A 23,594-nucleotide genomic window follows, 5' to 3' on the forward strand; every position below is an offset into this window, starting at 1 on the left:
GCCCAGCCTTGTTGGACGGGTGAAGTTTCTCAAGGGTGAAGACAAGCTGTGCATACCTCGCTCAAGGACTTTCGGGAGGTGAACTAAGGGAGCGCGGAAGGACCCGCCGCGAGTAGCAATATTAAAGCCGAGAAAAATGCACTAATGCCAAATACTGCGATCGAACCGAAGATCAGTAAATTCGCCAGCTGCGTCGCCGGGTGGCCATATCGCTTGAGATACCTCGGTATAGCATAAAGCTTGTTGTGTTTGGTGTGCCCTATTAGCACAGAACGCACTCGGCTAACCAACTCGTCCATTCGCAAAAACAGTACCGAATGCCCAATGCCCATCATCAACAAGCTGACAACCGACGTGAAGACGGTCAGCTTCGCGACGAGTACGGCAGCATGCCAAGGCTGGGCGATTTGCCCCGAAAGAACAGTCAGGGCAGCGATAATAGCCGCACCATCAATCAAGACCATCGATTTGAGAGCTTCAAGGCTCACGTCTGAGAAGTAGGTGTAGCTTCGTTCGGTCCATTCGAACCACATCTTTTTAACGTCATCGACATGCTGTTTCCTGTTCTTCACCACATCGACGTTGAAATCGTGAACATGCTTCGCCTGAATCCAATCCGTTCCCCAATCGAACGGCCTTGAATCTGGCATTTTGTTGTCAAATATTTTGACTCTTTCGAATTCTATCAAGCTCTCCAAGTTCGACAGTCTTGACTCATCGGCCCAGCCATTCTTCCAAAATCGGATTATTCTCTCCCACTCCTGCTCGACATGATTTCGGAAGCTAATCTCACTGGGGGGTAGCGGAAGCTGCGGGGTTGGGAGTGTTGGGACTTCAGGCAAGTCGCTCATAAGAAACGTTCCCCCTCAACTTTTCCGCGATGATCGTAGCAGAACCTAGGTCTCGCAAAACCCCAGCCTGCATCCTTGTCGCATCCCGCGTGTTCGCAAGTGTGCCCGAGCACCGCTGCGCGTGCAAACTGATGCGCCTTCGGGTGCCCGTTTTCGTTTGTGCAGGTCGCATCGTCGTCGCGATATACCCGCACTCGCACATACAGCGGGCAGGGGAGTGTTCTCGGTGCATGATTGAGGTTCAATATTGCCCATCCGCTACCGACATTTTGCTTGCTGTGCTACCGATGCTGTAGCAACCGGGAGGGAATTGAATGGACCGTTATGTCGTCGTCGCCAAAGTGCGCCGCAGAGAATCGAACGGCGAAAGTCACCACGACGGGAGCGAACTGTGGCTGACCTTCTTTGAAGATCGGTCCTTTACGTTTACCGGAGAGCAGACGATCGAGACGATCTTCGACAAGCTCAGCCGCATCGACGGCGACGTGATCGATATCAAGCTGCTCTATGACGGTTCGAGCTATTCGCCGCCGCCTGTCGAGGAAGAGAGCTCGATACCGTATTGACGTATTAGCGACGGGCGCTCCCGAACCTATCGCATTCCGCCCGCACAGCGTCAGTAAACGCGTTCGGCGACCCTGACCCTACACGCGTACCCCTATCGATGATTGCGCGCCCTAGTCCCCTGGAACAAAAGTAAGCTTCATTTTGTTTGGCTTCTGTCACAAGAGCAGGAGTTTGATTCATGGCTGGCAGGCAGGCGGACCTTGTCGTTCTAAGCGACGCGGATAGAGGTTTCCTCGAATCTCAGGTGCGCCGGCATAAGGCGCCGCGCTCCTTGTCGGATCGATGCCGGATGGTCTTGCTGTGCGCGCAGGGTTTGCAAAGCAAAGACGTTGCCGAACGCCTGGGTGTTCACGAGCACACGGTTGGCAAGTGGCGCCGTCGGTTCGTACAGGATGGTATTGAAGGGCTGACAGATGAATATCGTACCGGTCGACCGCGAACTGTCTCCGATGCCCAGGTTGCTCAGGTCGTCGAGCGTACGTTGAACACCACTCCCAAGGATGCCACGCACTGGTCCATCCGTTCGATGGCAGCCGACCGCGGCCTTTCTCATACCACCATCCGTCGGATCTGGACCGCGTTTGGCCTGCAGCCGCATCGTACCGAGACATTCAAGCTTTCCTCCGATCCGCTCTTCGTTGATAAGGTGCAGGACATCGTCGGCCTCTATATGTCACCACCGGACCGGGCGATCGTGCTATGCGTGGATGAGAAATCGCAAATCCAGGCATTGGATCGCGAGCAGCCGGTTCTGCCTATGGCACCGGGCGTCGCCGAACGGCGTACTCATACTTATGTTCGCAACGGCACGACTTCTCTGTTCGCCGCGCTCGATGTTGCCACTGGGGCGGTGATAGGTCATTGCTACAAGCGTCACCGGGCCACCGAATTCCTCGACTTCCTGAAGCGGATCGACACCGAAATGCCCAATGGCCCGGACGTGCATCTGGTGATGGACAACTATGCGACCCACAAGACGCCGAGGATCAAGGCTTGGCTCGCGCGCCGTCCACACTGGCATGTTCACTTCACGCCAACGTCGGCATCCTGGATCAATCAGGTCGAGCGGTGGTTCGCAGAGCTGACGCGAAAGCAGTTGCAGCGCGGCGTACACCGTTCCACCGCAGAACTGGAAGCTGATATCGACGCCTTCATCGAAACCCACAACGAGAACCCGACCCCATACAAATGGGTCAAATCCGCCGACCAAATCCTCGCGTCGGTCAAGCGCTTCTGCCAGAAGACAATGAACCGAACTTCAGATTCAGGTGACTAGGGCGTAGTGTGACGAGCATCCTAGTCATGGTTCTGGTTAGGGCGTATGATTATCCGGTCGCCCGCGCATAACCTGGCAGCGGATGCTTGAAAGAGACGATATCGTGCTTTCGCCCAACGGGAGGAAAGCCATGTCCAGCGAGGGCGGCGACCGCGAGCTTCAGACTGCCAAGGAACAGCACGTCAACTGGCTTGTGAACAAAACCGGCATCACCCATTCACAGGCCCGCGAGCTTATCGACTTGCTCGGCATAGGCAGTCTGCCGTCGCTCGTGCGTGAAGCGCTCTTGCTGCTGAAAAAGTAGTCCGCCAAACTTCCGCCACCGCCTCCACCCATGCCGCCGCCTCCGGAGGGACTTACACATGCGACATGGGCGAAGAAAGTGCCCCTGCCATTTTGGGCGCAGGAGAACGGTCAGGCAGCGCTTTACGCTCAACACACTTGGGCCGAGGTCAAGTCGACTGGCCGCCTCCTGTGAGAGGACGAGTCTATGGCGGCTGTGAACAGCAACGCAAGCTGCGTGGGGTTCTATTGCGCTTTCGGTCGTCCTAACGGTAGACATGTTGCCGTCGAAACAACCAAGCAACTCTCAGGTGCATGCAGAATGGTGTCCAAAACCGATCCCGCGCGTGAGATTGCAGATATCTGTAGAAAGCTGGGAGGGTCTTCTGACCAGCCGGGTGATAAGCACATCGCTACAACCATTGGAGTGGAGCAATGGTCTCGCGATTTTTATGAGGTGATCTTCTCAATCGCAGAGCGTCTGGAATTGCTTCTCCGGGTGCTGGACGAGCTAGAGTTGGACGAGGACCAGCGGGAAGAGATCCGCGGCCATATCAAATCCATCAAGTCCGCATTTAGCCGCAACGCATTGATAACGGCTTGGAACGTCAAGGGCGGCGGCTTGGCCATTCTGAAAGGTCCGCACGCCGCCGCCATCAACGCCCTATCGGGTCAGGTGCGGACGAAGATTTGGTACCCGAAACTGGACGAAGCAGAAGCCAAAGAGATCGTGGGTCTCGTGGATTCCCTGCTGACCTGGCTGCAGGATATCCAGCTGAACGAACAAGACTTCCTGCGCCAGGCTCTCATGGAGGGATTACAGCGGTGCAGGACGCGGCTTGACCGGCTACAGTGGCTTGGCTGGGGCTACACGGTAGAGTCGCTTCGGGACGTAATTGGCGCGTACATGGCGCTCGAACGTGGCTTTCCGGACGCTACGCAGACCAACCCGCCAGCTGCAGCCGTCGTTAAAAAGACGCTCGACACCCTCAAAGCTATTTCTGACAAGGTCGGGGTGGCTAGGGATGTGACCGACAACGGTCGATTTCTCATCGAGATATACGGGTGGGCCGCACTGGCTAAGCAGGCCGGAATCGCAGGCTTGATTGGATTTGGTATCCCGGGCGGTTAGGCGGGGTACGCTTCCTCGTTGCGACCCCCTTAATTTCCGGCCATGAACACCCAGAACACCGGCCAAGCGACAGCCGTGCCGATGGCAACAGGCTGCTCGAACTGGTGATGTCGGGCAATGTCGTAGGTAATGTCAGCGATGGCGAGGTAGGCCACCAGTGCGAGAAGGGCGATTGTGATTTTCATGCATCGGACCCTCCCTCAATTCGACCACGGGAATACGCGGAAGGCGGGCTCGGATTGCCAATTGTCACGGCGAACGGTTACGGCTTCGACCTCGACGCGGTAGCCGACATGCTTTGCCAACCTTAAAGCTGCCGCGCGGGCTTCATCCTCGGTTTCGATAAAGCTATCCACCGCCTCGTCATCGGCAGCCTGCTCGCTGACTTCATCATCAACATGACCAAACTGGTTCGGGCAGATGATAATACTGTAAAGCATTTTATAATAGTTATTTATCCACATCCGACAATACCAAATGCTTCGGCCATTAACCGCTAAACCCTTTAACCGGCTCGGTTATTTGATTCTCCTAGCCATTAAGCGTACCGTCCGGCCCCACTGGAGAGACCGATGGCTGGCGCCCCGAACCTGCACGGCATGACCATTGATGAGCTGGATAAACTGATTGCGGACGCCGCCGCCGTCCGTGACAGCAAGCTGGCCGAGCAGATAGCCACCCTTGAAAAGAACCTCGCGCAGCTGCGGGCGAAACAGGCTGGCCCAGCGGAGCCGGGCAAGGTCCGCCGCGCGGTGCCGCAGTTCAAGTATTGGATTCGCGCAAAACAGAAGGGCTGGACGGGCAGGGGCGGGAAAAAGGCTGAAGAGGCCTTCCGCGCCCATTTCGAGCCGGGTAAGGATCTGAAAGACTACCGGGTGAGGCCCGGTAACGAGGCTCCGGAGCGCACCGACGCGGATAGGTATTAGAAATGCAAGTGACGCAAGAAGAGCTGATCCACTTTGGGATTTTCCACCCGGTCGCCGTGGAACAGTACATGAAAGTTTTGGCGGCCAAGACCCGCTTCGTTCACTACTGCAGCGCGGAAACGGCCTTCCATATCATCCGGTCGAAAAAGATGCGGCTTCGCAACGCGACCGTCATGAACGATTTTATGGAAATCGAGCACGGCACCAGGTGCCTTAGGGCGGCCTGGAACAGTGCGAACGGCGAACGGTTCCGAGCGGTTGTGGACGGTGTTTTCGAAGGGATTGCTGAGGAGCTGACTGGCCTTTTGAATGGTTGGGTGCCGCTCTTCGGCAAGGAGACGTTTATAAGCTGCCTTTCCGAACACGGCGACGATGAGGACGACCTCGGCCGCTTGTCAATGTGGAGGGCTTACGGCGGCCCGGCGGGCGTAGCAGTGGTGTTGAACCCAGAGCCATTTTATTCGACCAGTACGGTGCTGGGCGCCGTCTCTTCGCCGGTTGCCTATCTGGACGAGGGCGAATTCTCGGCTCAGTTCGACCGCGTGACCAAAGGCATCGAAACCCATAGCGCCTTGCTGAAAGGTCAGGGTCGGCAAGCTCTTATCAACTCACTGTTTGCTGCCTTTCGCTTCGCTGTTTTATGTACGAAGCATCCTGGCTTCCGAGAGGAGCGAGAATGGCGGATAATTTTTGACCCGCGCTTTTCGACCTCCCACAAGCTTGAACGAAGTGTTGAATTGATCCGCGGTGTGCCGCAGGTCGTCCACAGCATTCCCTTCAAGGATTACCCTGAGGATGGATTCGTCGGCGCCGAGCTTCCGAAGCTTATTAATCGCATTATTATCGGCCCTACCGAGTTTCCTGACCAACTGCGCGAAGCGACGATCGCGCTTCTACAGGAGGCAAGCGTGCCGGACGCCGAAAAGAAGGTCGTCTGTTCAACGATCCCTCTCCGGCAGTAGAGATTAAAGGGGGAGTGATGACCAAGAAGGATACCAAAAAGCTGTGCTTTGTCGTTGGGCCTAAGCACGTTGTAAAGTCGGTCGATCACGGGCGCGGTTTCATTCGTCAGTTCACGCGCCTTGAAATACTTTCAGTTCGGCCCGTACTTCGCCTCCTGCTTGGCCACGTATTCGCGAATGATCGCCTTAACTTCTGGCGAGGGTTCGGGCAGGCTGATCGGCGTAACGGGCTTGCTCATGGTTTCAGCTTCTCGAACGTGCGGAAGAAGTGAGCTTGATCGCGGTGCGACACGACTTTCGGATTGTCGCTCGCGAACCTGACACGGCCCGACTTATCGCGCCCTGTATGTGCGAAATCGGCGAACACGTCGGCGTCAGACTTCGCCTTCTTGCGGTCGGCAAGGTCCTGATTCTCAGCGTGCCGCATCACGTCGTAAAGGTACTGGCGCTTCATGGCATGCGCCACTTCACAGGCGCGGGCCTCGGCGCGGGCGCTGGCTTCGGGTCCGGTAGCGTCGGCATGGATGCTCTGAGCGTGTCCAGGTGCTCGCGCATTCGCTCGCCATAGGCCTTGTCGGTGGCGGAACCGCGCTCGACCTCACGCAGCCGATACGTGGACTCATCGGACGGTACCGCGGGCTGATCGACTGGCACGTGAAGTTCGCTCATGACTAAGCCCGATCCCCTAGCGTTGCGGCGGGGTTCATCCTGCCGACGCCTGTTTCTGCGCCGCGCAGTTGCTCGGTGCGGCGACGCTGCGTGTCGCGCTCATCCTCGCTCACCAGCACGGGCACGGTGGGATCGTATGCGGGGCCGGCCATGATGGGGCTCGACACGTCGCCGAGAATGCCAGTCTTGAACGTGTTGACGAACTTGCCGTCTTGGTATCCCGCATTCTTGTTGCGCATTTTGGCGATTGCGGTGATCTGCGCGTCGGTGAGCGTTGCGCCGTTGTAGGCGAAAGCTACGAGATCATCCTGGGGAACGTTGGTTCGCGCCGACAAACCGACGATATCGGTCAGCTGCTTGCGCACGTCGTTACGCAGTTCGGCGACCGTCAGCACGATTGACTGCGCATCTTTGTAAACAATCTCGCCGGTAACGTCGTCAATGGTCTTGCTCGGCCAAATGCGCTCGACAACCTTCTTCGCTGCCTTCGACGGGAGATCGAACGCTTTCAGATCGCGAATGCCGACGCCACACTCGACCGCGACAGCTTCAATCGAGCGCTCGCTGAGCAGGCAGATATGATCGCGAATGGCCTTGAGCTTGTCGGTTTCGGTGCTCATGATGGTTCCTTGCCCTGTGCTAATTGTGCGTAAAATTGTTGAAGGTCCGCCAACGTCGCGAGGCGGTCGATGGCATCGAGTGTGCGGGCGCGAAGATCGGATGATTGGGTGCGCGGCAAGGGTGCCACGGAGGCAGCAGGTTTTGCCGCGCTCATGGGCTGGGTCGAGGGCCTAATGGGCGCAAGCAGTTCGACGGGCTGCGGCGCAGGCATCGAGTACATGGGCGCCGGCGCGGTCTCGCTCGGGCCGCTGTTGTCGCGCGGCCAGATTGGGGCCATCGACATGTTCTCGTCAGCTGGGCGAACCGGATCGCGTGCTGGTTTGCGGGTTTGAAGCTTGCTCACGCCAGCTGACCTTTCGCCGTGCGTATCAGCGTTTGCAGGCGTTCCAGGCGCGCCATCGTGTCGGCATGCTCAGGCCCTGCTTTTACGGATTGCATCTGCGCCGCTTCGTTGCCCGGAAATAGAACAATGCTCACTTCGAACAGGTCGCCGCGATCAATGCGCAAGTACTGGTCCTCGCCGCCATCGACCTTTCGCGTGACGACCTCGTAATCTTCCAACATGAAGCCGACGCTGAAGTTCGCGCCACCAGACTGTTTCAAGTACGAGTAACGTTCCGCGACGTATTCGATATCCAGATTGAGCTTGGCTTCCATCCAAAGCCTGCCGCCTCGGCGATACTCAAGCGTAGTGATCACCCCTGCCGGCTTCGTCCAATCGTGATCGAGCAGCAGCTTGATGCCCTTCGGACCGGTCAGGCCGCGCTTATCAATCGACGCTTGGAAGGCGCCGGCCATCACCTCGTGGTTGTAGCTGTCGCGGTCGGAGGTGCTTGCCCACCCGGCGATGACGCCCGAGTCACTGCTGACCGACGACGCGTCGAGCTTGATCACAGCCCCGGTAAGATTCTTCTGCGTCGGCACTCGCACCGCATCGGCGCGCATGGACTTGAGCTTCGTTACCATCAGTTCCGCGTCAGCGAGCGCCTTCGTATCGCCCTTGCTGACGGCGATCAGCGAAGCAACCGCCGCCTTCATGTACCAAAGGCGCTGGGATGCATCGTCATAACCTTTGGTTAGAATGCTCATTGTGCTGGCTCATCAATTGGTTTGAGGGCTCGGGGATCGGTGACGGGAATGCTTTCGAACAGCTGACCATCTGCGAGCGCGGCGTACTTGATCGCGGTTGGCTCGCCGAACAGCACGACGCCTTCGACCATCGACGCCGGCAGGCCAGCGACGGTTTCGAGGCGCAAATCAGGCGCGCCCCGTGGCACGGGATTATGCTCGATCTGGTCGAGGCCTTTGATGGGAGCTGATGCCGGCATTGGTTGTGTCCCTTTCGAGTCCCTAACGAGGGCCACCACTACCGGATCAGGGTTGCAGCAAGTGCGCGTGGTGGCCCCGTCGTAGGGACTGTGTATTGAACGCATAATTTGCGCGCACTGTAAACATAACAGGTCAGTATGCTTGCAGATTTATTTGGAGATACTTGCATTTATTTGCGCAAACCTGTATGTGATCAACAGTCATTCACGTACATGGCGAGGTTGTTATGCCTTTCAAGCTGCACTTCGATGTCAATTCAGTAGCGAAACCTCGCGCTGTGCGCGTCTATAGTGCCGTGCATTGCGATAGCGTCATCTCGTATATGAAGCAGGGCCACACCGTGACGGCCTACTGCGGCGTTGCAGGTATCAGTCGCAAGTTGTTCGATGAATGGGCGCTTGAGCACCCTGAACTCGCTGAGGCCATCGAACGGGGCAGGGCGGCGGCAGTCCTGTATTGGGAAAAGGAACAGGCTTCCGCGCTGCGCGACGGTCGCTCAGCTGTGGTCGCGACGTTCGCGCTCAAGAACCTTGCGCCGACCGAATGGCGCGAGAAGGTCGAGATCAATACGCACCTGCACATCACAACTTCACAGGCGGAATTAGTCGATGCCATCGACCGCAAGTTCAACAAGCTTATCGAGCACGATCCTGTCGAAAGCGGCGATCCTCGCAAAACTCGACACTGACAAGCGCCGGGCGTTTATCGAAGGACTCAGCGAAGACGAAAAGCTGTACCTGCCGCACAACTGGCGGTTTTGGGCACGGCCTCAACAGCTTTCGCCCGAGCAATTCGAGACATGGTTGATCCTCGCAGGGCGCGGTTTCGGCAAAACCCGCGCTGGTGCCGAATGGGTACGCGAGAAGGCCAAGGAAGGGTGCGAGCGAATAGCGCTCGTCGCCGCCACCGCCGCCGATGCTCGCGACGTGATGGTGCAGGGCGAAAGCGGCATCATCGCCGTTTCTTGGGAACACGATCGCGACATCAATGGCGATCACATGGGCATCCCGGTTTACGAACCATCGAAGCGGCGCATCATTTGGGCGAACGGTGCGCAAGCCGTTCTTTACTCAGCCGAGGAACCGGATCGTCTTCGCGGTCCGCAGCATGATGCCGCGTGGGCCGATGAAGTATGCGCTTGGCAATATGCACGTGATACCTGGGATATGCTGCAATTCGGCCTGCGCCTCGGTATCGTTCCGCAATGCTGCGTGACGACCACACCGAAACCGATGGCGCTTTTGCGCGACATCATGCGAGACGAAGGTACGGTTATCAGCGGCGGTTCGACCTATGACAACGCGGCGAACCTCGCCAAACCATTCATGCGTTCGATCACCAAGAAGTACGAGGGCACCCGTCTCGGTCGGCAGGAACTGCACGCCGAAATCCTTGACGACATGCAGGGCGCGCTTTGGCAGCGGGAATGGTTCGACACTGCGCGCCGCAAGCCAGGAACGATTGTTGACCTAGTGCGCGTCGTCGTCGCCATCGACCCGACAGGTTCGAGGGGCGGCGACGCAACAGGCATCGTCGTGGTGGGTTTGGGCGTCGATGGGCGTGCTTACGTGCTTGCAGACTACTCGTGCAACCTGTCGCCGTCGGGCTGGGGAAAGCGCGCAGTTGAAGCGTACCGGCGATTTGAAGCCGACCGCATCGTTGCTGAAGTGAACTTCGGCGGCGAGATGGTCGAGGCGACAATCCACACCATCGATCCTAGCGTGCCATACAAAGCGGTTCATGCGTCAAGAGGCAAGGTCGTTCGCGCCGAACCTGTTGCCGCCCTGTACGAGCAAGGCCGTGTCTCGCATGTTGGGAATCTCGATGAGCTTGAAGATCAATGCTGCTTGATGAGCGGCAACGGTTTCGAGGGTGAAGGATCGCCCGACCGCGTTGACGCGCTGGTATGGGCAATCACTGAACTGATGCTTGGCGAGAACGATGACCGCGACAATTGGGAAATGGTGCAGGTCGGCAATGGCGCGTTTGATTGGCGGCGCAAAGGTTCGACGCCTCAGCCTGTCGCGCCTAGCATGAACATGCGAGCAGACACTGACGTACATGGGCGCGAATTGTCGGAGCGCGGTGACGACGTGGCCAGGATCAAGCAGGCGCTTGTGGGTTCAGCATTTCACGTTGTCGAAGACCCGCACAGCATCCAGGCGATCGTCGCTGATATGTTGGCGGGCAGGAGGCGGATTAACGATGTTTGATGCTCAGAATATCCCCGAAGGCATGAGCGCTTGGGAATGGCAAAAGCGTAAGCTTGTGGCGAGGGCGATAGCGATCGACCAAAAGCGCTATGATGCGCAGATCGAGGAAGCCGAGCGCGAGGCCGAACTGCAGCGTCGAACGAGGTCAGTTCGCATTGTATCGCCGCTGCAATCGCTCATCGATTCTTTGCAGGGCAAGCGCAAAGGCGTCCTCGCTCGCCTGTTCAGTTGGTGGGGTTGAAAGACAAGGGAAACCCGTCACCGACAGATTTAACTTTATCGCGTTTAACCCTCGCCCAATCCGGCGCATCTGGATCGTGCGGTTCCTTGGGATTGTCAGGCATCAGCAATTCATACTCAGGATTCCCAGGTGCCGACAACGTGAGGCGCACGCCCTTCGATTGCGCGACGTGCATTAGGTGCTGATAGATATCCATCCCTTTTAGGCGCGCCTCGACATCCTCCACCATGAGCTTAAACCACAGTGGCGTGAGGTATGGTTCGCCCGATGGTTCGAGTGGCGAGGGATCAAGGTTCGGCTCGGGCTCGGGGCGCTTATTCTTGATGGGCTTTTCAGGGTAGAGAATCGCCTTCGCGTGATCTAGCGTTATTGGGCCATATATCGTGGCTTTGATGACATCGCTAACGCGCCTTTCATCCGCCGATTTCATCGAACATTCGGCAAGGATCGACACGTTCAAAAACGTAGATTCTACGTTTATCTGCCAGTCCCTCACGAACCGCGCTATTCGCATATAAACCTGAACGCTCTTCATCGACAGGCGGCCTGCAAACTCAAGCTCGACCCATGAAATCCATCCCTCGTCGCTGTTACGCAGGCGGTCTTTCGCTTCCGACAATAGACGGCCAATTTCCACCGCGTTTTGAACTGTTCGTTTCGCCCCTGAGTCGAACCGTTGGCGAATGTCATCAGCGAACGGCCTCAGTTTATCGCGCTGATCGTCGGGGAGAGTTCGGGATAAACGGGCGGTCTCTGTTTCGGTCACAATATGTCCCTGCTAGTAGATGTGTAGCGACATAATGCGGGATCGAAAGGCAATGCGCCACACTGGGGATATGGGTCAGATGCGTACATGGGCGCATTTCGGCGCGTCTCGCATTCGTGCGCTTTAATGTTGGGGTGTGGGGTTAAACGTGGGTTGAGGTTTTCGGGTTTGCGGCATGTGGTTGAGATTGTTGAGCAATAAGTGTTCACTTGGTGTTTACGTAAAAAGAAGATGGGAGACCGCCCAAAGGCGGATGGTTTTGCGGCGGTACTGGCTCTAGGGTCGGCGAGGCCGATGTATCAGGAGGATCGAGCGGCATGTATCGGGCACCGGTCGAGGACATCGCGTTCACGCTGAAGCACGTGGCCGGCATGAAGCCAGCGCTCGATGCCGGCACGTTCGGCGATCTCGGCGAGGATCTGGTCGATGCCGTTCTTGGCGAGGCCGGCCGTTTCGCCACCGAGGAGGTGGCACCCCTCTACAAGATCGGCGACGAACAAGGTGCCGTGCTGAAGGACGCTGCCGTCACGATGCCGCCGGGCTGGAAGGAACTCTATCGCCGTTGGATCGACGGCGGCTGGAACGCGCTGTCCGGACCTGAGGAATATGGCGGACAGGCGCTGCCGACCATGCTCGGCGTCGCCGCGCTCGAAATGTGGAATTCCGCCGCCATGGCCTTTGGCATCGGCCCGACGCTGACCATGGGCGCCGTCGAAGCGCTGGACAAGCATGCCTCCGAAGAGCTCAAGGCGAAATATCTCGCAAAGCTCGTCTCCGGCGAATGGATGGGCACGATGAACCTGACCGAGCCGCAGGCCGGCTCGGACCTCAACGCGCTCCGCGCTCGCGCCGAGCCCGCCGGCGACGGCACCTACCGCATCTTCGGCCAGAAGATCTTCATCACCTATGGCGAGCACGACTTCACCGACAACATCATCCATCTGGTGCTGGCGCGGTTGCCGGATGCTCCCGCCGGCACGCGCGGCATCTCGCTGTTCCTGGTGCCGAAATTCCTGATCGAAGAGGATGGCTCGCTCGGTGCCCGCAACGACGTCTTCTGTTCCGGCCTCGAGCACAAGCTCGGCATCCATGCTTCGCCGACCTGCACCATGATCTATGGCGATGGTTTCCAGGGCGCCAAACCTGGCGCCATCGGCTGGCTGATCGGCGAAGAGAATAAGGGCCTGGCCTGCATGTTCACCATGATGAACAATGCGCGTCTGGCCGTCGGCATGCAGGGGGTAGCCGTCGCGGAAGCCGCCACCCAGAAGGCGATCGCCTATGCCAATGAGCGCCGCCAGGGCAAGGCATCAGATTATGCCGGGTCCGGCATGGCGCCGATCGTCCATCACCCCGACGTGCAGCGCAACCTCTTGACGATGCGGGCGCTGACCCAGGTCGCGCGCGCCATCAGCTATTCCTGCGCGCACGCCATCGACCGCGCCCGCGTCGCCGAGGGCGAGGCTGCCGCCAACTGGCGCGACCGCGCCAATCTACTGACGCCCCTTGCGAAAGCCTTTTCGACCGATGTCGGCGTCGAGGTCGCCTCGCTTGGTGTCCAGGTGCATGGCGGCATGGGCTTCATCGAGGAGACGGGCGCGGCAGCGCTCTATCGCGATGCGCGCATCGCGCCGATCTATGAAGGCACCAACGGCATCCAGGCAATCGACCTCGTGTCGCGAAAACTGCTGCTCGGCGGGGGCGAACATGTGCATTTCTACATCGGCGAGCTGAAAGCAGTCGCCGATGCGGTCCGCACCTCCAACATCGAGGGCTTTGGCCGCACCGCGGACAATCTCGACCGGGCGCTTGCCGATCTCGACGAGGCGACGCGCTTCCTGCAGGAACTGTTGGCCAACGGCTCAACCGACGCGGCGCTTGCCGGCGCCACGCCCTATCTCAGGCTGATCTCATTCGCCGCCGGCGGCGCCTATCTGGCGCAAGGCGGGCTTGCCGACCGTGGCCGCATCGCCCTTTGCCGCTTCTTTGCCGAAAACCTGCTTGGCGAAACGCGCGCCTTGAAGGAGCGCGTCATCAATGGTGCCGGAAGCCTGGCCGCTGCCGGCAAGTCGCTGATATCGACCTGAAACATTCCAACGCTCGAAGGGACCATCGTGACAGACCATATCCTCGTCGAGCGCCAGGGCGCCGTCCAGATCATCCGTATGAACCGCCCGGACAAGAAGAACGCGCTGACGCGCGCCATGTATGCGAAAATGTCGGCGGCTCTTGCCGAAGGCGACGTCGATCCGGCGATCCGCGTCCATGTCTTTCTCGGTGTGCCCGGCGCTTTCTCTTCCGGCAACGACCTTGCCGATTTCATGATTGTCGCCACAGGCGGCGACGGCGGCACGGAAGTCTGGGATTTCCTGATGGCGCTGGCCAGGGTCGAGAAGCCCATCGTTTCCGGTGTCGACGGCATCGCGGTTGGCATCGGCACCACGATCAACCTGCATTGCGACCTGACCTTCGCCACGCCGCGCACCCTGTTCAAGACGCCCTTCGTCGATCTCGGCCTGGTGCCCGAGGCGGGGTCCAGCCTGTTGGCGCCGCGCATCCTGGGGCAGCAAGGCGCTTTCGCCCTGCTCGGCCTCGGCGAGGGTTTTTCGGCCGAGCGGGCGAAGGCTGCCGGGTTGATCTACGATGTGGTCGAAGAGAGCGCTCTGGAGGCCTCGGTCCTGGCGGCCGCTCGCCAGATCGCCGCCAAGCCGCCGCAGGCGCTGAAGATCGCGCGTGACCTGATGCGCGGCTCGCGCGACGACGTCGTCGCCCGCATCGGCGTGGAAAGCGCGCATTTTCGCGAGCGGCTGAAATCCGATGAGGCGCGCGAGGCGCTCACCGCGTTCATGACCAGAAAGAAGGGCTGAGGCCCTTTTCAGGGATAAAGCCGCGTCTTATCCCAACCACCCTTGGCGTTGCGCGAAAAGACCATCCGGTCATGCAGCCTGAACGGCTTGTCCTGCCAGAACTCGATGGTCTTCGGCACGATGCGGAAGCCCGACCAGTGCTTCGGGCGGGGGATCTCGCCGATGGCGTAACGGGCCGTGTATTCGGCGACGGCTTTCTCCAGGGCGAAGCGGCTTTCCAGCGGCCGCGACTGTTTCGAGGCCCAGGCGCCGATGCGGCTGCCGCGCGGCCGCGTCGCGTAATAGGCGTCGGCCTCGGCATCGGTGACGATCTCCACCGGACCGCGCACGCGCACCTGGCGGCGCAGCGATTTCCAATGGAAACACATCGCCGCCTTCATGCTGCCCAGAATTTCCTGGCCCTTGGCGCTTTCGAAATTCGTGTAGAACACAAAGCCGCTTTCATCGAACCCCTTGAGCAGCACCATCCGCACATCCGGCATGCCCTCGGTATCGACGGTTGCCAGCGCTACGCCGTTGGCATCGTTGACTTCGCTTTTCGTGGCGTCCTCCAGCCATGCGGCAAAGAGGCGAAAGGGCTCGGCCGCATCGGTAAAGTCACTGGTTGTTAACTCTGTGTCACTCATAATTTTTCTCAAATTGTCACTAAGCCGGGGAGGTTGCCGATTGTCGCGTATCGCGCAAGCTTTTGACAGCAGGCAATGGGGCGTTATCGCTTCGGCCAGCGCGAAAGCCGCGATCGTCTCAATCGCCCTGCCGCTTGCCGGCTGTGGCGCGGGTGGCTTCAGCCTGGAGAAAGCCGAGGTCGACCGCTCGATCCTGACCAGCGGCACATCGACTTTGGCCAAGCCGGCCGATTCGGATCGCGACTCCGACCAGACGACGATCGGCAATGCGGTGTCTTCCGCCGACATCGTACAGCTCGGCGGCCAGGCCGTGCCGTGGGCGAATGCCGGCACCGGGTCGCGCGGCTCCATCATTGAGCTGGCGGAATTGAAGGACAGGGGCCAGACCTGCCGTCGCTTCAAGGCTTCGCGCGAAAGCTTTGATGGCGTTGCCATGTTCGAGGGCGAACTCTGCCTCGCCGGCGCCGGCGGCTGGCGCATGCAGGGCTTCAAGGCGCTCTGATTTTCCGCCTTTGATGTGACAGTCCGCTACTGGAATTTCTTCCTATGCAAGCGCATATAGGGGGCAAGTATGGACTCACTCCTTCCCCAGGGCAGAAAGCATGCGCGACCCGTATGAGGTGCTGGGCGTTGCAAAGAACGCATCGGCCAAGGATATAAAATCGGCGTACCGGAAACTCGCCAAGAAACATCATCCGGACCAGAATCCGAATGATCCCAAGGCGAAGGACCGTTTTGCCGCGGCCAATCAGGCTTATGAGATCGTCGGCGACGAGAAGACACGCGCCGCCTTCGATCGCGGCGAGATCGACGCCGACGGCAAGCCGCGCTTCCAGGGCTTTGAAGGCGCCGCAGGTGGCGGCGACCCCTTTGCCGGGTTCCGCCGCCAGCAGCAGGGGCCCGGCGGTTCGCGATTCGAGTTCCGCTCCGGGCGGCCAGGCGGTGATCCGTTCGACGGCAACAGCGACATCTTCAGCCAGATTTTCGGCGACGCCTTTTCGGGCGCGCGCGGCGCCGGCATGGGCGACCGCCGCCAGCCCGCCACCGCTGCCGATCTGAACGTCACGCTCGACATCACCATCGAGGAAGCGGCGAACGCCGAAAAGGTGACGGCGATGTTCCCGGATGGCCGCAAGGTGGCGGTCAAACTGCCGGTCTTCGTCGAGGATGGTCAGACCATTCGGTTGAAGGGGCAAGGCGAGCAGGGGCCGGGCCAGCCCGGCGACGCGCTGGTCAAGATCCATATCCGCCGGCATCCGCGTTACCGTATCGAGGGCCGCGACCTGCATGCCGATCTGCCGGTGTCGCTGGCGGATGCGGTGCTGGGCGCCAAGGTGCCGGTCGAGACGCCGACAGGCAGGCTCGCGGTCAACGTTCCCGCCTGGTCGAGTTCGGACAAGGTGCTGCGACTCAAGGGCAGGGGCCTGCCGGAAAAAGCCGGCGGTCACGGCGATCTCTACGCTCATGTGCGCATCATGCTGCCGGAGGGTGGTGACAGCGCTCTGGAAGCGATGCTGCGTGGCCAAAAAGGCTGATCGGCGACTTTTGTCCCCCGAACTGTCCGGTTTGAGCGCTTGAAGGGGCCCTGTGCCTGTGCGATAGGGCTCTCCACAAAGCAGATACTCTTGCGGAGAGCACGCACATGGCGGGTGGACAGGGCCTGATGGCCGGCAAGCGCGGCCTGATTCTGGGCGTCGCGAACAACAGGTCGATCGCTTTCGGCATCGCCAAGGCATGCGCCGACCATGGCGCCGAGATCGCGCTGACCTATCAGGGCGAGGCGTTCAAAAAGCGTGTCGAACCGTTGGCGGCGGAACTGGGCGCCTATGTGGCCGGCCATTGCGATGTCACCGATCCGGCCAGCCTCGACGAGGTCTTCGCCAATGTCGCCAAGCATTGGGGCAAGCTCGACTTTCTCGTCCACGCGATCGCATTCTCCGATAAGGACGAACTCACCGGCCGCTATGTCGAGACGACGCGCGACAACTTCCTGCGCACCATGGACATTTCGGTGTTTTCCTTCACCACCATCGCCAAGCGCGCCGAGGCGCTGATGACCGAGGGCGGTTCACTGCTGACGCTCACCTATTATGGCGCCGAGAAGGTGATGCCGCACTACAATGTCATGGGCGTTGCCAAGGCCGCGCTCGAGGCCAGCGTGCGTTACCTTGCCGTCGATCTCGGCGCCAAGAAGATCCGCGTCAACGCAATCTCGGCCGGCCCGATCAAGACGCTGGCCGCATCCGGCATCGGCGACTTCCGCTACATCCTGAAGTGGAACGAATACAATTCACCACTGAAGCAGACGGTCACGCAGGAAGAGGTCGGCGATTCCGGCGTCTATTTCCTGTCCGACCTGTCGCGTGGCGTGACCGGCGAAGTGCATCACGTCGATTCCGGCTATCACGTGGTCGGCATGAAGGCGGTCGACGCGCCTGATATTTCGACGGTCAAGGAATAGCTTTCCCGCCAATCCTCCGCCTAGGCCCAGGCCTCACCTCCGGAAGACCTGATGTACCCGCTGGTTTACATCGTGCGCCACGGCCAGACCGCGTGGAATACCGAGGCCCGGCTTCAGGGTCAGGCCGACACCGATCTCAATGAGCTCGGCCGCCAACAGGCCACCGGAAACGGGAATCGGTTGGCCGGCCTCGTCCACAAGCCGGAGGATTTCGATTTCATCGCCAGCCCGATGAGGCGGACGCGCGAAACGATGGAGCGCATCCGCGTCGCGATGAAGCTCGATCCGCTCGCCTATCGAACCGATCCCGATCTCGTTGAAGTCAATTTCGGCGATTGGCAGGGGTTCACCTTTGCCGAGCTCGAGACACGCTATCCCCGTGCGAAGAAGACTCGCGCTTTGGATAAATGGAACTTCCAGCCGCCCGGCGAAGGTGCCGAGAGCTACCAGATGCTGCTTGAACGGGTGAAGCCCCGATTCGACGCGCTCGACCACAACACGATCTGCGTGACGCATGGCGGCGTCATGCGGACCTTGTTTCGCTTCGTGCTTGAGATGCCCGAGGACGAGGCCGCGAACCTGGAGATACCGCACGATCGCGTGCTCCGGCTGCAGGGTGAATGCCTGGAGTGGCTGTAGCTGTCCTGGCTATGATGGTTATTCATCCGAGGTTGGTTCGCTAGGCTCCCAACCCTGAGCGCGGTCGCCCGGATGAACGTATCATTCGAGGTAGGTCACCACACCCGTTTCAAGATCGTAGATCGCCGCGACGATCTTCAGCTTCCCGGTCCCGGTGAGACCGGCCAAGAGCTTGCTTGAAACGGCAAGGCGCCTCGCGGTCCGCCTTGCGCTCTCCTTAGCCGTGTTGTCGACAAAATCGCCCGCCTCGCTCCGCACCGCGATTGCCGCCGGCAAGATCGGCTCGATCATCGGACCGATCGCGCCCGGATAAGTGGCGTTCTTGGTGACCACGTCGCAAGCCGCCTTGACCGCACCGCAGCTTGTGTGCGCGAGGACGACGATCAACGGCGAACCGAGTACCTCCGCGCCATATTCGACCGTGCCGAGCGTCGCGGTGTCGACGAGGTTGCCAGCATTCCGGGCGACGAACAGTTCTCCAACGCCGTGGCCGCCGAAAATCAGCTCCGGCGGAACGCGACTGTCGGCGCAACTGATGACCGTGGCCCAAGGCGCCTGGTGTGTAGCGACAGCATTCCGCTGCGCGGCAAGGTCAATCGAACAGAGTTCCGGATGGCTGACATAGCGTTCGTTGCCGGACTTCAACGCGGCCAACGCTTCATCGGGAGGCAGAGGCGTCGCAGTGCCCTCGGCCGCGCGCGCCGGCCAGATCGCTCCGCCAAAACCGGTCGCGACGAGCCCCGCGCCGACCTTGAGGAAATCCCTCCGGCGGATCCCTTCGCCCTCGCAGTCGCTGCACATTGTCCTGCTCCCGCCGCCGATCCAGCCGATGACTGGATCCGCGAGCTGAGACTGCTACCAATGAGTTGCATTAGCAAGTGCTAACTCTCGTCCGGTCCATCCGGGAGCTCGATTCCGAGCCTGTCGGAATGGATCCGGCCGTGCGCAGCCGGAGGCTCCTATTCGGTGTCCGGCAATTCCATGTCGGTGACGACGTTCTCGCCATTGGTCACGTCATAGGCAATGACAACGTCCATGCCCGGCTTCAGCGAGTCGAGATCGGTCTCGGCGTTCAGCTTATAGGATTTGCCGTCATCCAGCGTCAGGGTCAGCGCGTCCTTGTCGATCTTCTTGATCAAGCCTTCGGTCTGCCCGGCGAAAGCGGCGGTGGAAAGCAGCAGTATGGCGGCAACAGCGCCAATCAGGGTACGCATCATCGTCCTCTTTGGTCATTGCGCCGGCACGGTGGCGGCGGATCCTCAACGGCGAATGGAGCAGAGCAGAAACCAACCGAATGTGTCAAAACTAAATCCGCCAGATCACAGTTTGACCCCTGTGGAAAACGCCAATAGAAGGCAGACTTCAGTCGGCTTCGATGCCGGGCAGGGCACTTTTCCATGTCTCACAATACGTTCGGCCATCTTTTCCGCGTCACCACCTGGGGCGAAAGCCATGGCGCAGCGCTCGGCTGCGTGGTGGATGGCTGTCCGCCGGGTATCCGCTTCACGCGCGACGAAATCCAGGCCGAACTCGACAAGCGCCGGCCCGGCCAGTCGCGTTTCGTCACCCAGCGCCGTGAGCCCGACGAAGTGAAGGTGCTGTCCGGTTTCGTGCTCGACGAGGACGGCGAGACGATGATCACCACCGGCACGCCGGTTTCGATGCTGATCGAAAATGTCGACCAGCGCTCGAAGGACTATGGCGAGATTGCCCGCCAATACCGGCCGGGCCATGCCGACTACACCTATGACGTCAAATACGGCATACGCGACTATCGCGGCGGCGGCCGTTCCTCGGCCCGCGAGACCGCGGCGCGCGTGGCGGCCGGCGCACTCGCGCGTAAGGTGGTGCCGGGCATGGTGGTGCGCGGCGCGCTGGTGTCGATGGGCGAAAAGTCGATCGATCGCGCCAACTGGAACTGGAATTTTATTGGCGACCCGGAAAATCCGTTCTTCACCCCCGATCCAGCCTCTATTCCCGTTTTCACGCAGTATCTCGACGGCATCCGCAAATCGGGTTCCTCGGTCGGCGCGGTGATCGAGATCGTCGCCGATGGCGTCCCCCCAGGGCTCGGCGCGCCGATCTACGCCAAGCTCGACCAGGACATCGCCTCCGGGCTGATGTCGATCAACGCCGTCAAGGGCGTCGAGATTGGCAATGGCTTCGAAGCCGCCCGCATCACCGGCGAGCAGAATGCCGACGAGATGCGCATGGGCAACGACGGCAAGCCGGTCTTCCTGTCCAACAATGCCGGCGGCATCCTCGGCGGCATCTCGACCGGCCAGGCGATCGTCGCCCGTTTCGCCGTCAAGCCGACTTCGTCGATCCTGACGCCGCGAAAGTCGATCGACAAGGACGGCAATGACATCGAGGTGATGACCAAGGGCCGGCACGACCCATGCGTCGGCATCCGCGCCGTGCCGATCGGCGAGGCCATGGTTGCCTGCGCCATTGCCGATCATTATCTGCGCCATCGAGGACAGACAGGGCAGGGAATAGGCAGTAGCAGTAGGCAGTAGGCAGCCTGCCTGCCCAACATATTTTCCTTTTCCCTACTGCCTTACTGCCCTATTCCCCTACTGCCCTGCGAACGAAGTGAGCGTCCATGCCTTACGACCAGAAGAAGATCGTCGAAGCCATTCGTGCCTTTGAACGCGGCGAGATCGTCGTCGTCATGGACGATGACGGGCGCGAGAACGAGGGCGACCTGATCGTTGCCGCCGTCCACTGCACGCCCGAGAAAATGGCCTTCATCGTGCGCAATACGTCGGGCATCGTCTGCACGCCGATGCCGCGCGAGGAAGCCAAGCGGCTCAATCTTGCGCCGATGGTGGCCGACAACGATTCAGCCCACACCACCGCCTTCACCGTCAGCGTCGATTTCAAGCACGGCACGACAACAGGCATTTCGGCCGACGACCGCACGCTGACCGTGCGCAACCTCGCCAACGGCAATGTCGGCGCCTCCGACTTCGTCCGTCCCGGCCACATCTTCCCGCTGATCGCGCGCGAAGGCGGCGTGCTGATGCGTTCGGGCCATACCGAGGCGGCGGTCGATCTGTGCAAACTCGCCGGCCTGCCGCCGATCGGTGTCATTTCGGAACTAGTCAATGACGACGGCACCGTCAAGCGCGGCCCACAGGTCGCGGCCTTCGCCGAGGAGCATGGCCTCCAGCAGGTTTCGGTCGCCGATCTCATCGCCTACCGGCAACGCAAGGAAACGCTGGTCGAACGCGTGGCTTGCTCGGAGATCGACACGCTCGGCGGCAAGGCGCAGGTCTTCACCTATACGTTGCCCTGGGACACGATGCATCATGTCGCGGTGGTCTTCGGCGATATCCGCGACGGCGAGGACGTTCCGGTGCGGTTGCATTCCGAAGACGTGGTGACCGACGTCTTCGGCACCAGCCATCGGCTCGACGGCATCATGAAGGCGATGGGCGAGCGTAAGCGCGGTGTCATCGTCTATCTGCGCGAAGGCTCGGTTGGCGTCGCCCACCAGGAGCGCAAGCGCCCGGCGTCGGGCGACCGCGAGGATCACGAAGAGGCGCGCCGGCGCGAAAACGAATGGCGCGAAATTGGCCTCGGTGCGCAGATCCTGAAGGATCTCGGCATTTCCTCGATCAACCTGATCGCCTCGCGCGAGCGCCATTATGTCGGCTTGGAAGGTTTTGGCATCCATATCGCCAAGACCGAGATTCTGTAGTCCACCGAGGGATCGACGCGGCGGAAAGGTCCTGCTGGCAGGTCACCTGCGTTGGCGATTGACTGAAGCGTCCGCTTGCCTCGTCATCCTATGGCGAAGCAAGGAGCGAAGCGACGCGGCTCAGACCATAGGATCCATGCCGCGACTTCGACGTGTTGCCACGTCCATAATTCTGCTCCGCTGTGATCTTCGATCAAGATTACGGCATGGATCCTCGGGTCTGCGCTCCGCTTCGCGTCGCTCCGCCCGTGGATGACGACGTCGCGGAAGCCTCGGCCAATTCCGAACGTTTGCGAAACGAGCGGCTGCTCGCTTCTTCTCGTCGCCCCCCGGTTGACAATCTTCGGGATGAGCGCATCCTCCCAGCCCTCTCTGAGGGGAGATTCGGGGCATGTGGGATTTCGATATCGGCAGGTCGGTGTCCATCATGATGCGGACCTGGCCTTTCATTGTTTTTCGCATGATCGTCTATTTCGGCATCACTCTGGCCTATATCCTGGCGACTGGCACGGGCGCCTCCGTCGGCTATGGCGTCGGCCATATCTCCACCGATCCCGGCGGGCCGCTGTCCTTTGCCCTATGGGGCGGCGTGGTCGGCTTTGGCGCCGTCTCGATCGCCGTCTACTGGATCCGCGAATACATCCTCTACGTCGTCAAGGCCGGCCATATCGCCGTCATGGTCCATCTGATCGACGGCCGTGACGTTCCCGACGGTAAGAACCAGATCGTGTACGCAAAGGAGGTCGTGACCGAGCGTTTCGCCGAGGCTAACGTCCTTTTCGTCGTCGACCAGCTGGTCAAGGGCGCTATCCGCGCCATTACCGGCCTGCTTGGCGGCGTAGCCGCTTTCCTGCCCATTCCAGGCCTGAGCGGCCTTGTGTCTTTCATCAACACGGTAATCCGCCTGTCGCTCACCTATGTCGACGAGATCATCCTCGGCTACGATATCCGCATCAACTCGTCCTCGCCATTCGAAACCGCACGCCAAGGCGTCGTGCTCTACGCCCAGAACGGCAAGATCATGGTCAAGAACGCCGTCTGGCTGGCGATCATCATGTGGGGCGTGTCGTTTGTCATCTTCCTGCTGATGCTGGCCCCGGCCGGCGCCATTCTTTTCCTCATGCCCGGGCAGCTCGCCGGCTGGGCCTTCGTGCTCGCCATCGTCTTTGCCTGGGCCTTCAAGGCAGCCTTCATCGAGCCCTTCGCCATCGCCTGCCTGATGCAGGTCTACTTCAAGACCATCGCCGGCCAGGTGCCAGATCCGGCTTGGGACGCTCGGCTGGCCGAGGCATCGTCGAAGTTCAGGGACCTCAAGGACAAGGCGCTCTCCTCCTTCGGTGGTTCGCGCTGGGACACGGCCGGCGCGACACGCTGATCGGCCGGGCTGGCGGGCGTGCCGGCGACGGTATAGAGGCTCGACACCGCTGATTTGAGCGGCGCCTCGCCCTGGCCGCAAAACG

The 23,594-nt window shown here is 60.2% G+C and carries 30 protein-coding genes; 19 read left to right on the top strand and 11 right to left on the bottom strand.

Translation table 11 applies throughout. The features are described from left to right. Nucleotides 1-83: 83 nt before the first annotated feature. Nucleotides 84-851 carry a hypothetical protein gene (locus FJW03_RS03505; protein ID WP_140760810.1) on the bottom strand — a complete coding sequence of 256 codons (768 nt, stop codon included), beginning with the start codon at nt 849-851 and terminating at the stop codon, nt 84-86. 314 nt (nt 852-1,165) lie between these two features. Here FJW03_RS03505 and FJW03_RS03510 point away from each other — a divergent pair, with 314 nt between their 5' ends. The 4 genes from FJW03_RS03510 (at nt 1,166) to FJW03_RS03525 (ending at nt 4,108) form a co-directional block, all read left to right on the top strand. After that, nucleotides 1,166-1,417 (top strand): hypothetical protein, encoded by a 252-nt coding sequence (locus tag FJW03_RS03510; protein ID WP_140760812.1) that lies wholly within the window; start codon nt 1,166-1,168, stop codon nt 1,415-1,417. A 179-nt stretch (nt 1,418-1,596) separates the two neighbouring features. Beyond that, on the top strand, nt 1,597-2,694 hold the full coding sequence (locus FJW03_RS03515; protein WP_140767530.1) for an IS630 family transposase: 1,098 nt from the start codon (nt 1,597-1,599) through the stop codon (nt 2,692-2,694). A gap of 130 nt (nt 2,695-2,824) precedes the next feature. Continuing rightward, a complete protein-coding gene (locus FJW03_RS03520; RefSeq protein ID WP_181173174.1) occupies nt 2,825-2,998 on the top strand; it encodes a hypothetical protein in 174 nt (57 codons plus the stop codon). A 300-nt stretch (nt 2,999-3,298) separates the two neighbouring features. Beyond that, a complete protein-coding gene (locus tag FJW03_RS03525; RefSeq protein WP_140761496.1) occupies nt 3,299-4,108 on the top strand; it encodes a hypothetical protein in 810 nt (269 codons plus the stop codon). A 29-nt stretch (nt 4,109-4,137) separates the two neighbouring features. On the opposite strand, the gene FJW03_RS03530 is transcribed toward FJW03_RS03525, so the two are convergent. Next, nucleotides 4,138-4,293, bottom strand: a complete 156-nt coding sequence (locus FJW03_RS03530; protein WP_181173172.1) for a hypothetical protein — start codon at nt 4,291-4,293, stop codon at nt 4,138-4,140. Between the two features lie 15 nt (nt 4,294-4,308). Further along, nucleotides 4,309-4,548, bottom strand: coding sequence for a hypothetical protein (locus tag FJW03_RS03535; RefSeq protein WP_140761493.1), 240 nt, complete (start codon nt 4,546-4,548; stop codon nt 4,309-4,311). A 132-nt stretch (nt 4,549-4,680) separates the two neighbouring features. On the opposite strand from FJW03_RS03535, the gene FJW03_RS03540 reads away from it, so the two are divergent. Together FJW03_RS03540 and FJW03_RS03545 are read left to right on the top strand one after the other, a co-directional pair. Further along, the gene (locus FJW03_RS03540) at nt 4,681-5,034 is read left to right on the top strand and encodes a hypothetical protein (RefSeq protein ID WP_140761489.1); all 354 of its coding nucleotides are present in this window, start codon (nt 4,681-4,683) and stop codon (nt 5,032-5,034) included. A 2-nt stretch (nt 5,035-5,036) separates the two neighbouring features. Beyond that, a complete protein-coding gene (locus FJW03_RS03545) occupies nt 5,037-5,996 on the top strand; it encodes a DUF2971 domain-containing protein (RefSeq protein ID WP_140761487.1) in 960 nt (319 codons plus the stop codon). 235 nt (nt 5,997-6,231) lie between these two features. Here FJW03_RS03545 and FJW03_RS03550 read toward each other — a convergent pair whose 3' ends face one another. Further along, nucleotides 6,232-6,450, bottom strand: coding sequence for a hypothetical protein (locus FJW03_RS03550; RefSeq protein WP_140761485.1), 219 nt, complete (start codon nt 6,448-6,450; stop codon nt 6,232-6,234). A 217-nt stretch (nt 6,451-6,667) separates the two neighbouring features. Next, nucleotides 6,668-7,285 (bottom strand): hypothetical protein, encoded by a 618-nt coding sequence (locus FJW03_RS03555; RefSeq protein ID WP_140761482.1) that lies wholly within the window; start codon nt 7,283-7,285, stop codon nt 6,668-6,670. A 69-nt stretch (nt 7,286-7,354) separates the two neighbouring features. On the opposite strand from FJW03_RS03555, the gene FJW03_RS03560 reads away from it, so the two are divergent. Then, nucleotides 7,355-7,618 (top strand): hypothetical protein, encoded by a 264-nt coding sequence (locus FJW03_RS03560; protein WP_140761479.1) that lies wholly within the window; start codon nt 7,355-7,357, stop codon nt 7,616-7,618. Between the two features lie 7 nt (nt 7,619-7,625). Here FJW03_RS03560 and FJW03_RS03565 read toward each other — a convergent pair whose 3' ends face one another. Then, nucleotides 7,626-8,375 carry an HK97 family phage prohead protease gene (locus FJW03_RS03565; RefSeq protein WP_140761476.1) on the bottom strand — a complete coding sequence of 250 codons (750 nt, stop codon included), beginning with the start codon at nt 8,373-8,375 and terminating at the stop codon, nt 7,626-7,628. Then, nucleotides 8,372-8,614 carry a hypothetical protein gene (locus FJW03_RS03570; RefSeq protein WP_140761473.1) on the bottom strand — a complete coding sequence of 81 codons (243 nt, stop codon included), beginning with the start codon at nt 8,612-8,614 and terminating at the stop codon, nt 8,372-8,374. Before FJW03_RS03570 ends, FJW03_RS03565 begins: the two co-directional genes overlap by 4 nt. Nucleotides 8,615-8,841: 227 nt before the next feature. Between FJW03_RS03570 and FJW03_RS03575 the strand changes: the two genes are divergently transcribed. Genes FJW03_RS03575 through FJW03_RS03585 form a run of 3 tightly spaced genes read left to right on the top strand, consistent with a single transcriptional unit; the run spans nt 8,842 to nt 11,069 of the window. Beyond that, nucleotides 8,842-9,303, top strand: coding sequence for a hypothetical protein (locus FJW03_RS03575; RefSeq protein WP_140761470.1), 462 nt, complete (start codon nt 8,842-8,844; stop codon nt 9,301-9,303). Further along, a complete protein-coding gene (locus FJW03_RS03580) occupies nt 9,224-10,828 on the top strand; it encodes a DNA-packaging protein (RefSeq protein WP_140761468.1) in 1,605 nt (534 codons plus the stop codon). The genes FJW03_RS03575 and FJW03_RS03580 overlap by 80 nt, the downstream gene beginning before the upstream one ends. Beyond that, nucleotides 10,821-11,069: a hypothetical protein gene (locus tag FJW03_RS03585; RefSeq protein WP_140761463.1), complete on the top strand. Its 249-nt coding sequence runs from the start codon at nt 10,821-10,823 to the stop codon at nt 11,067-11,069. Before FJW03_RS03580 ends, FJW03_RS03585 begins: the two co-directional genes overlap by 8 nt. Here FJW03_RS03585 and FJW03_RS03590 read toward each other — a convergent pair. Then, nucleotides 11,053-11,835, bottom strand: a complete 783-nt coding sequence (locus FJW03_RS03590) for a hypothetical protein (RefSeq protein ID WP_140761460.1) — start codon at nt 11,833-11,835, stop codon at nt 11,053-11,055. The two genes, FJW03_RS03585 and FJW03_RS03590, sit on opposite strands and share 17 nt — an antisense overlap. A 317-nt stretch (nt 11,836-12,152) precedes the next feature. On the opposite strand from FJW03_RS03590, the gene FJW03_RS03595 reads away from it, so the two are divergent. Together FJW03_RS03595 and FJW03_RS03600 are read left to right on the top strand one after the other, a co-directional pair. Next, nucleotides 12,153-13,922 carry an acyl-CoA dehydrogenase gene (locus tag FJW03_RS03595; protein ID WP_140761457.1) on the top strand — a complete coding sequence of 590 codons (1,770 nt, stop codon included), beginning with the start codon at nt 12,153-12,155 and terminating at the stop codon, nt 13,920-13,922. Between the two features lie 27 nt (nt 13,923-13,949). Continuing rightward, on the top strand, nt 13,950-14,702 hold the full coding sequence (locus tag FJW03_RS03600; RefSeq protein WP_140761454.1) for a crotonase/enoyl-CoA hydratase family protein: 753 nt from the start codon (nt 13,950-13,952) through the stop codon (nt 14,700-14,702). 8 nt (nt 14,703-14,710) lie between these two features. Here the strand turns inward: FJW03_RS03600 and pdxH are convergent, their stop codons facing one another. Then, complete coding sequence (gene pdxH / locus FJW03_RS03605; protein ID WP_140611092.1) at nt 14,711-15,328, bottom strand: pyridoxamine 5'-phosphate oxidase; 618 nt, start codon at nt 15,326-15,328, stop codon at nt 14,711-14,713. Nucleotides 15,329-15,368: 40 nt separating this feature from the next. Here pdxH and FJW03_RS03610 point away from each other — a divergent pair, with 40 nt between their 5' ends. The 4 genes from FJW03_RS03610 to FJW03_RS03625 all read left to right on the top strand — a co-directional run bounded on the left by FJW03_RS03610 (nt 15,369) and on the right by FJW03_RS03625 (nt 18,428). Then, nucleotides 15,369-15,830 carry an RT0821/Lpp0805 family surface protein gene (locus FJW03_RS03610; protein WP_140611094.1) on the top strand — a complete coding sequence of 154 codons (462 nt, stop codon included), beginning with the start codon at nt 15,369-15,371 and terminating at the stop codon, nt 15,828-15,830. A gap of 100 nt (nt 15,831-15,930) precedes the next feature. Continuing rightward, nucleotides 15,931-16,863 carry a DnaJ C-terminal domain-containing protein gene (locus FJW03_RS03615; RefSeq protein WP_140611096.1) on the top strand — a complete coding sequence of 311 codons (933 nt, stop codon included), beginning with the start codon at nt 15,931-15,933 and terminating at the stop codon, nt 16,861-16,863. Nucleotides 16,864-16,970: 107 nt separating this feature from the next. Next, on the top strand, nt 16,971-17,789 hold the full coding sequence (gene fabI / locus FJW03_RS03620) for an enoyl-ACP reductase FabI (RefSeq protein ID WP_140611098.1): 819 nt from the start codon (nt 16,971-16,973) through the stop codon (nt 17,787-17,789). Nucleotides 17,790-17,840: 51 nt separating this feature from the next. Next, nucleotides 17,841-18,428, top strand: coding sequence for a histidine phosphatase family protein (locus FJW03_RS03625; protein ID WP_140761451.1), 588 nt, complete (start codon nt 17,841-17,843; stop codon nt 18,426-18,428). A gap of 81 nt (nt 18,429-18,509) precedes the next feature. Here the strand turns inward: FJW03_RS03625 and FJW03_RS03630 are convergent, their stop codons facing one another. Both FJW03_RS03630 and FJW03_RS03635 read right to left on the bottom strand, forming a co-directional pair. Beyond that, complete coding sequence (locus FJW03_RS03630; RefSeq protein WP_140761448.1) at nt 18,510-19,229, bottom strand: carbonic anhydrase; 720 nt, start codon at nt 19,227-19,229, stop codon at nt 18,510-18,512. Nucleotides 19,230-19,387: 158 nt separating this feature from the next. Next, nucleotides 19,388-19,642: a DUF1344 domain-containing protein gene (locus FJW03_RS03635; RefSeq protein WP_140611134.1), complete on the bottom strand. Its 255-nt coding sequence runs from the start codon at nt 19,640-19,642 to the stop codon at nt 19,388-19,390. Nucleotides 19,643-19,825: 183 nt separating this feature from the next. Between FJW03_RS03635 and aroC the strand changes: the two genes are divergently transcribed. The 3 genes from aroC to FJW03_RS03650 all read left to right on the top strand — a co-directional run bounded on the left by aroC (nt 19,826) and on the right by FJW03_RS03650 (nt 23,509). After that, nucleotides 19,826-20,947: a chorismate synthase gene (gene aroC, locus FJW03_RS03640; RefSeq protein ID WP_140761445.1), complete on the top strand. Its 1,122-nt coding sequence runs from the start codon at nt 19,826-19,828 to the stop codon at nt 20,945-20,947. Nucleotides 20,948-21,033: 86 nt separating this feature from the next. After that, on the top strand, nt 21,034-22,134 hold the full coding sequence (gene ribB / locus FJW03_RS03645; protein ID WP_140611106.1) for a 3,4-dihydroxy-2-butanone-4-phosphate synthase: 1,101 nt from the start codon (nt 21,034-21,036) through the stop codon (nt 22,132-22,134). Between the two features lie 391 nt (nt 22,135-22,525). Next, nucleotides 22,526-23,509 carry a hypothetical protein gene (locus FJW03_RS03650; protein ID WP_226890576.1) on the top strand — a complete coding sequence of 328 codons (984 nt, stop codon included), beginning with the start codon at nt 22,526-22,528 and terminating at the stop codon, nt 23,507-23,509. Nucleotides 23,510-23,594 lie beyond the last annotated feature (85 nt).

Source organism: Mesorhizobium sp. B4-1-4 (genome assembly GCF_006439395.2).
GTDB lineage: Bacteria > Pseudomonadota > Alphaproteobacteria > Rhizobiales > Rhizobiaceae > Mesorhizobium.

Coding starts and splice junctions, on each gene's coding strand:
- pdxH (WP_140611092.1), bottom strand. CDS start 15,328: ATGAGTGACACAGAGTTAACAACCAGTGACTTTACCGATGCGGCCGAG.
- FJW03_RS03525 (WP_140761496.1), top strand. CDS start 3,299: ATGGTGTCCAAAACCGATCCCGCGCGTGAGATTGCAGATATCTGTAGA.
- FJW03_RS03520 (WP_181173174.1), top strand. CDS start 2,825: ATGTCCAGCGAGGGCGGCGACCGCGAGCTTCAGACTGCCAAGGAACAG.
- FJW03_RS03625 (WP_140761451.1), top strand. CDS start 17,841: ATGTACCCGCTGGTTTACATCGTGCGCCACGGCCAGACCGCGTGGAAT.
- FJW03_RS03555 (WP_140761482.1), bottom strand. CDS start 7,285: ATGAGCACCGAAACCGACAAGCTCAAGGCCATTCGCGATCATATCTGC.
- aroC (WP_140761445.1), top strand. CDS start 19,826: ATGTCTCACAATACGTTCGGCCATCTTTTCCGCGTCACCACCTGGGGC.
- FJW03_RS03510 (WP_140760812.1), top strand. CDS start 1,166: ATGGACCGTTATGTCGTCGTCGCCAAAGTGCGCCGCAGAGAATCGAAC.
- FJW03_RS03615 (WP_140611096.1), top strand. CDS start 15,931: ATGCGCGACCCGTATGAGGTGCTGGGCGTTGCAAAGAACGCATCGGCC.
- FJW03_RS03580 (WP_140761468.1), top strand. CDS start 9,224: ATGCCATCGACCGCAAGTTCAACAAGCTTATCGAGCACGATCCTGTCG.
- FJW03_RS03545 (WP_140761487.1), top strand. CDS start 5,037: ATGCAAGTGACGCAAGAAGAGCTGATCCACTTTGGGATTTTCCACCCG.
- FJW03_RS03550 (WP_140761485.1), bottom strand. CDS start 6,450: ATGAAGCGCCAGTACCTTTACGACGTGATGCGGCACGCTGAGAATCAG.
- FJW03_RS03505 (WP_140760810.1), bottom strand. CDS start 851: ATGAGCGACTTGCCTGAAGTCCCAACACTCCCAACCCCGCAGCTTCCG.
- FJW03_RS03575 (WP_140761470.1), top strand. CDS start 8,842: ATGCCTTTCAAGCTGCACTTCGATGTCAATTCAGTAGCGAAACCTCGC.
- FJW03_RS03585 (WP_140761463.1), top strand. CDS start 10,821: ATGTTTGATGCTCAGAATATCCCCGAAGGCATGAGCGCTTGGGAATGG.
- FJW03_RS03570 (WP_140761473.1), bottom strand. CDS start 8,614: ATGCCGGCATCAGCTCCCATCAAAGGCCTCGACCAGATCGAGCATAAT.
- fabI (WP_140611098.1), top strand. CDS start 16,971: ATGGCGGGTGGACAGGGCCTGATGGCCGGCAAGCGCGGCCTGATTCTG.
- FJW03_RS03650 (WP_226890576.1), top strand. CDS start 22,526: ATGTGGGATTTCGATATCGGCAGGTCGGTGTCCATCATGATGCGGACC.
- ribB (WP_140611106.1), top strand. CDS start 21,034: ATGCCTTACGACCAGAAGAAGATCGTCGAAGCCATTCGTGCCTTTGAA.
- FJW03_RS03560 (WP_140761479.1), top strand. CDS start 7,355: ATGGCATCGAGTGTGCGGGCGCGAAGATCGGATGATTGGGTGCGCGGC.
- FJW03_RS03635 (WP_140611134.1), bottom strand. CDS start 19,642: ATGCGTACCCTGATTGGCGCTGTTGCCGCCATACTGCTGCTTTCCACC.
- FJW03_RS03515 (WP_140767530.1), top strand. CDS start 1,597: ATGGCTGGCAGGCAGGCGGACCTTGTCGTTCTAAGCGACGCGGATAGA.
- FJW03_RS03595 (WP_140761457.1), top strand. CDS start 12,153: ATGTATCGGGCACCGGTCGAGGACATCGCGTTCACGCTGAAGCACGTG.
- FJW03_RS03530 (WP_181173172.1), bottom strand. CDS start 4,293: ATGAAAATCACAATCGCCCTTCTCGCACTGGTGGCCTACCTCGCCATC.
- FJW03_RS03535 (WP_140761493.1), bottom strand. CDS start 4,548: ATGCTTTACAGTATTATCATCTGCCCGAACCAGTTTGGTCATGTTGAT.
- FJW03_RS03630 (WP_140761448.1), bottom strand. CDS start 19,229: ATGTGCAGCGACTGCGAGGGCGAAGGGATCCGCCGGAGGGATTTCCTC.
- FJW03_RS03565 (WP_140761476.1), bottom strand. CDS start 8,375: ATGAGCATTCTAACCAAAGGTTATGACGATGCATCCCAGCGCCTTTGG.
- FJW03_RS03540 (WP_140761489.1), top strand. CDS start 4,681: ATGGCTGGCGCCCCGAACCTGCACGGCATGACCATTGATGAGCTGGAT.